Origin of the sequence: Thiomicrospira sp. (assembly GCF_036568485.1) — a bacterium.
Classification (GTDB): Bacteria; Pseudomonadota; Gammaproteobacteria; order Thiomicrospirales; family Thiomicrospiraceae; genus Thiomicrospira.
In genome coordinates this window covers 1-4,265 of record NZ_DATCSL010000050.1, presented here as the reverse complement: position 1 = coordinate 4,265, position 4,265 = coordinate 1, and the positions used below count along the sequence as shown (strand labels likewise).

The window sequence follows — 4,265 nt, the reverse complement described above, 5'->3', positions numbered from 1 at the left end:
TGGCTGATTTAAACGAACGCGCCGAAGACTTCCTGCGCCGCGACTTGCCCATGCTGCAAGGTTTGCAGATCGCTTAAATTCGATGCAGCTCGTTTTGACCCACCACCAGGCCTGGTGGTGTTTAGACACAAAAAAGCAGGCCTGGTGCCTGCTTTTTTATTTAACTCGATAAATCTAAACTTGAATCTTAAATTAGCTGTTGGACTCTTCTGATAACAACGTACTTTGAGTTTTATCTTTTTTAGCCTTGGCAAACGCAATATGCGAGAAATACAACGCCAAACCAACTAACGCAATGCCAACCGCGTAATACAATAAATCAATCGGTGTGCTCGGTTTTAAGTAAATCGCGGCTTCGAAAAACATCACTACCAATACCAATAAAATCACTTTGGCTAACTTATCTTTTAAATCGTCCAAGCTATTAATCACCAAAATTTGGCTAGCACCATAAGCTTTTTTGGCAATCGTGAGTTTAGAAATGAACAACTCGTATAAACCTAATGAGAAAATCAACATAATCGCGCCGATTAAGAAACCATCTACCGCCCCGATTACCGTACCAATCACTTTCGATTTTAAAGCCGCACGCTCGGCGTATTCTAAGGTGTGGTATTCACCCAAATAAGCTAGCAAGTGGAAGACTTCAACCGATGTGATATAAAACATCACAAACGCAATAATTAAACTCGCGATCACCGCTGACAACACCACCAAACGGCTGTGCCAAAGTACGGCCTCAAAGCCTTTCACTCCGGCGCTTTTCGTCTCGCAAGAACCGAATGTTTCATTAATTTTGTCACTCATATTTCGTCTCCGAGTTTAGGAATCTTGTTTAAGAATTTTCTAAGGTTTCAATTGTAAAATTGTGATTGGTATAAATGCATAAATCCGCCGCGATAGTTAAAGCATTTTTAACCATGTCTTCCGCGCCAATCTCACTATGGCGCATTAAAGCTTGTGCCGCCGCGTGTGCGTAGCTGCCGCCCGAACCGATGGCGATAAAGTCGTCCTGTGGTTCGATCACATCACCTGTGCCAGAAATTAATAACATGGTATCGGCATCGGCGACAATCATCATGGCTTCGAGTTTGCGTAACGCGCGATCGGTGCGCCAATCTTTTGCCATTTCCACCGCCGAGCGCATTAATTGGCCATTGTGGGTTTGCAAACGACCTTCGAAACGCTCAAACAAGGTAAAGGCATCCGCGGTCGCCCCCGCAAAACCAGCGAGCACTTTACCGTCATATAAACGACGTACTTTACGCGCATTGCCTTTCATCACGATATTGCCCAAGGTGACCTGACCGTCGCCGCCGATCACCATTTTACCGCCGCGTTTAACGCATAAAATCGTGGTGCCGTAGATTGTTTCTGGATGATGTTGCATAAATCTGTCCTCTATTTTTTCGCTATTTTACGCGCTCGCGGATGCGCTTGGTCATAAACCTGAGCCAAATGTTGCATATCCAACTTGGTGTAAATCTGAGTGGTGGATAAATTGGCGTGCCCCAATAACTCCTGCACTGCGCGCAAATCACCGCTGGATTCTAACACATGCGTGGCGCAGGCGTGACGCAAGCGATGCGGCGACATTTTGGTGGCCAGCCCAGCTTCACGTGTGCGTTTGTCTAATCTTAACTGCACCGAACGCGTGCTTAAACGCTGACCTTTTTGGTTAATAAACACCGCCGTTTCGTCTGGCTTGGCAAATTCGGCACGCGCTAACAACCAGGCCTGCATCGCGCTTTGCGCTTGTTGGCCCACTAAGGCGACACGCTGTTTATTACCCTTACCTAAAACCTTTATTGTGCCCGCGCTTAAACCATCCAGACCGGGTGATAAATCCAAACTCACCAGTTCGGCGACACGTAATCCGGCCGAATACAGCAATTCAAACATCGCCTGATCCCTAATGGATTGCCAACCTTCGATGGGTTGTTCGAGCAATTGACGAGTTTGGTCTACATCCAAGCTTTTAGGTAAGGGTTTGGGTTGTTTGGGCGCTTTAACAGTTTTGGCGGGATTATGTTGTATCAGCCCTTCGGTGAGCATAAATTGAAAAAAGCTGCGCAATGCCGACAACTGACGCGCGACACTACTGGCGCTTATGCCGACTTTAACGCGCTGCATCACAAATCGTTTGATGTCTTTTGAGGTCAATTCCACCCAGTTTAGGCTAGGCATGTGTTGCCATAATTCATCAAACGACCAGACCTGGTGCTCGTCCAATTTATCAGCCGAGTTTTGCGCGTCGACCGTCAAATGAAACGCCACAAACGTCAGCAAATCACGCTGATAATTGCTACGCGTATGCGCCGATTTATTCTGCGCCTGCATCTGATCTAAAAACCGTCTAATCTGCTGCATACATCCCTTTTACCATACCAACATAAAAAGCCCCTCCCTCAGCACCCAAAGGGCATAAAGGAGGGGGTTAAGGGGAAACGTATCAAAATCTTCGTGCCCTTCGTGGTTCAAAGACCCTCAAAACAACCGATTCAACCGAGCCGTAATCAACTCCGCCATGACCTTTAAAAAGTAGGTGCCTAAGTCGGGCTGAAAGCGATCGGTTGGACTGCCTAAGGCCAACACGCCCCAAACTCGATCCCAACCCAACGGCAAACAACACACCGAATGCACATCCGATTCGCCATGGAATAAACCGGTTTTCCATTTTTCTTCAATCAAGCCACACACCGGCTTACCGGGTTGCAGGGTTTCGCGTAGGTTTTTAACCCAATCTTGACGCACACCTAATTGACTGATGCCTTGAATGCCCTGACGCGGTACTTCCCAAGACACCAGCGTCATATAATCGACTTTAAACACATCACGCATTTGCGCGTAAATCGCATCCACCGCTTGCTGTTCGGTTTCGGCGGCCATCATCTGACGGGTGAGCTGTTGCACTTTATGCAATAAACGCCCGTTATCGCCCGCGATATCCACCAGCGAATCCACCTCGTCTTGCAGTTTTTCTTTTTGTTCGCGCAACTGCCAAACCTGACGTTCCAGCAAAGACACCGCTTTGCCAGACGACGGATGCGGAATGCTTAATTTGTCCAGCAAATTCGGAAACACATGAAAAAACTCAGGGTTGTGAGCTAAATAATTCGCTACGTGTTCGGCGTGAATTTCGTCGGCTTTAATCACCCGCTCACCTCATCGGTCAATTCTGCCTCAAATACCGTCGCCACTGGGCCGGTCATCCATAAAGGCGCACTCGACTCGCCGCTCCAGTGGATCAACAAATCGCCGCCGGGTAAACTCACCGTCACCGACTCATCCACCCTGCCCCACAAACGCATCACCGCCATCGCCGCACAGGCGCCGGTGCCACAAGCTTGGGTTTCACCCGCGCCGCGTTCAAACACACGTAATTGAATTTGTTGGCGCGAGATGACTTGCGCAAAGCCGACATTCACTCGTTCAGCAAAACGCGGGTGTGATTCCAACGCCGCGCCCAAAGCTTCCACTGGCGCCTGTTGAATATTCTCCACTTCAAGCACCGCATGCGGATTGCCCATCGACACCGCACCAATGCACCAGGCCTGGTTGAGCGCTTCGATCTCATATTGTTGCGCTTGCTCTGGCGCGTCAAACGGCAAGGCTTGCGGCGCAAATTTCGGCACGCCCATATTTACCCGCACTTGGCCATCGTCTTCCAAATACAACACAATTAAACCCGATGCGGTTTCGACCGGAATTTCACGTTTCTGGGTTAGGCCTTTATCAAACACAAAACGCGCAAAACAACGCGCGCCATTGCCGCATTGCTGGACTTCTGAACCATCCGCATTAAAAATTCGGTAACGAAAATCAGCCTGATCATTGCTGGGCTTTTCCACCACCAGCAACTGATCAAACCCCACCCCCGTGTGGCGATTCGCCCAAGCTTTCACTTGGTTCGCGCTAAACGTCATAGGCTGCGAAATGGCATCAATCACCATAAAATCGTTACCCAAACCGTGCATTTTTGTAAAACGTAAACCCATGCAATATTCCTAAAACCACCAGGCCTGGTGCTTCAACCACCCCAAAGCCTAATGAATATATTAAAAGACAGACAAATTATAAACCACTTACCAGCAATCAAGGGGGACTTAGTAAGTTAACCCACCTGTCCACTTCCCCATTAGTGAAACACTGGTAAAGTAGAGTTTTCTAGTTTTACTCGATAAGCTGCCGGTGGCAGATTACCCAGACTTTCATGGGTGCGTTCTTCGTTATAATCTAACCGCCAGAACCAAGCCATCTCCCTA

5 protein-coding genes and 1 pseudogene are annotated in these 4,265 nt (G+C 48.3%); all 6 read right to left on the bottom strand.

Features of this window, described 5'->3' with window-relative positions; all coding sequences use genetic code 11:
• Nucleotides 1-192 precede the first annotated feature (192 nt).
• Nucleotides 193-807, bottom strand: coding sequence for a YqhA family protein (locus tag VIM91_RS05375; protein WP_331863792.1), 615 nt, complete (start codon nt 805-807; stop codon nt 193-195).
• A gap of 28 nt (nt 808-835) precedes the next feature.
• Nucleotides 836-1,390 (bottom strand): ATP-dependent protease subunit HslV, encoded by a 555-nt coding sequence (gene hslV / locus VIM91_RS05370; RefSeq protein ID WP_331863791.1) that lies wholly within the window; start codon nt 1,388-1,390, stop codon nt 836-838.
• Nucleotides 1,391-1,401: 11 nt separating this feature from the next.
• Nucleotides 1,402-2,370 (bottom strand): tyrosine recombinase XerC, encoded by a 969-nt coding sequence (locus VIM91_RS05365; protein ID WP_331863790.1) that lies wholly within the window; start codon nt 2,368-2,370, stop codon nt 1,402-1,404.
• 117 nt (nt 2,371-2,487) lie between these two features.
• A complete protein-coding gene (locus VIM91_RS05360; protein WP_331863789.1) occupies nt 2,488-3,156 on the bottom strand; it encodes a DUF484 family protein in 669 nt (222 codons plus the stop codon).
• A complete protein-coding gene (gene dapF, locus VIM91_RS05355; protein WP_331863788.1) occupies nt 3,153-3,998 on the bottom strand; it encodes a diaminopimelate epimerase in 846 nt (281 codons plus the stop codon). Before dapF ends, VIM91_RS05360 begins: the two co-directional genes overlap by 4 nt.
• A gap of 140 nt (nt 3,999-4,138) precedes the next feature.
• A pseudogene (locus tag VIM91_RS05350) lies at nt 4,139-4,265 on the bottom strand (IS3 family transposase); the annotation flags it as partial.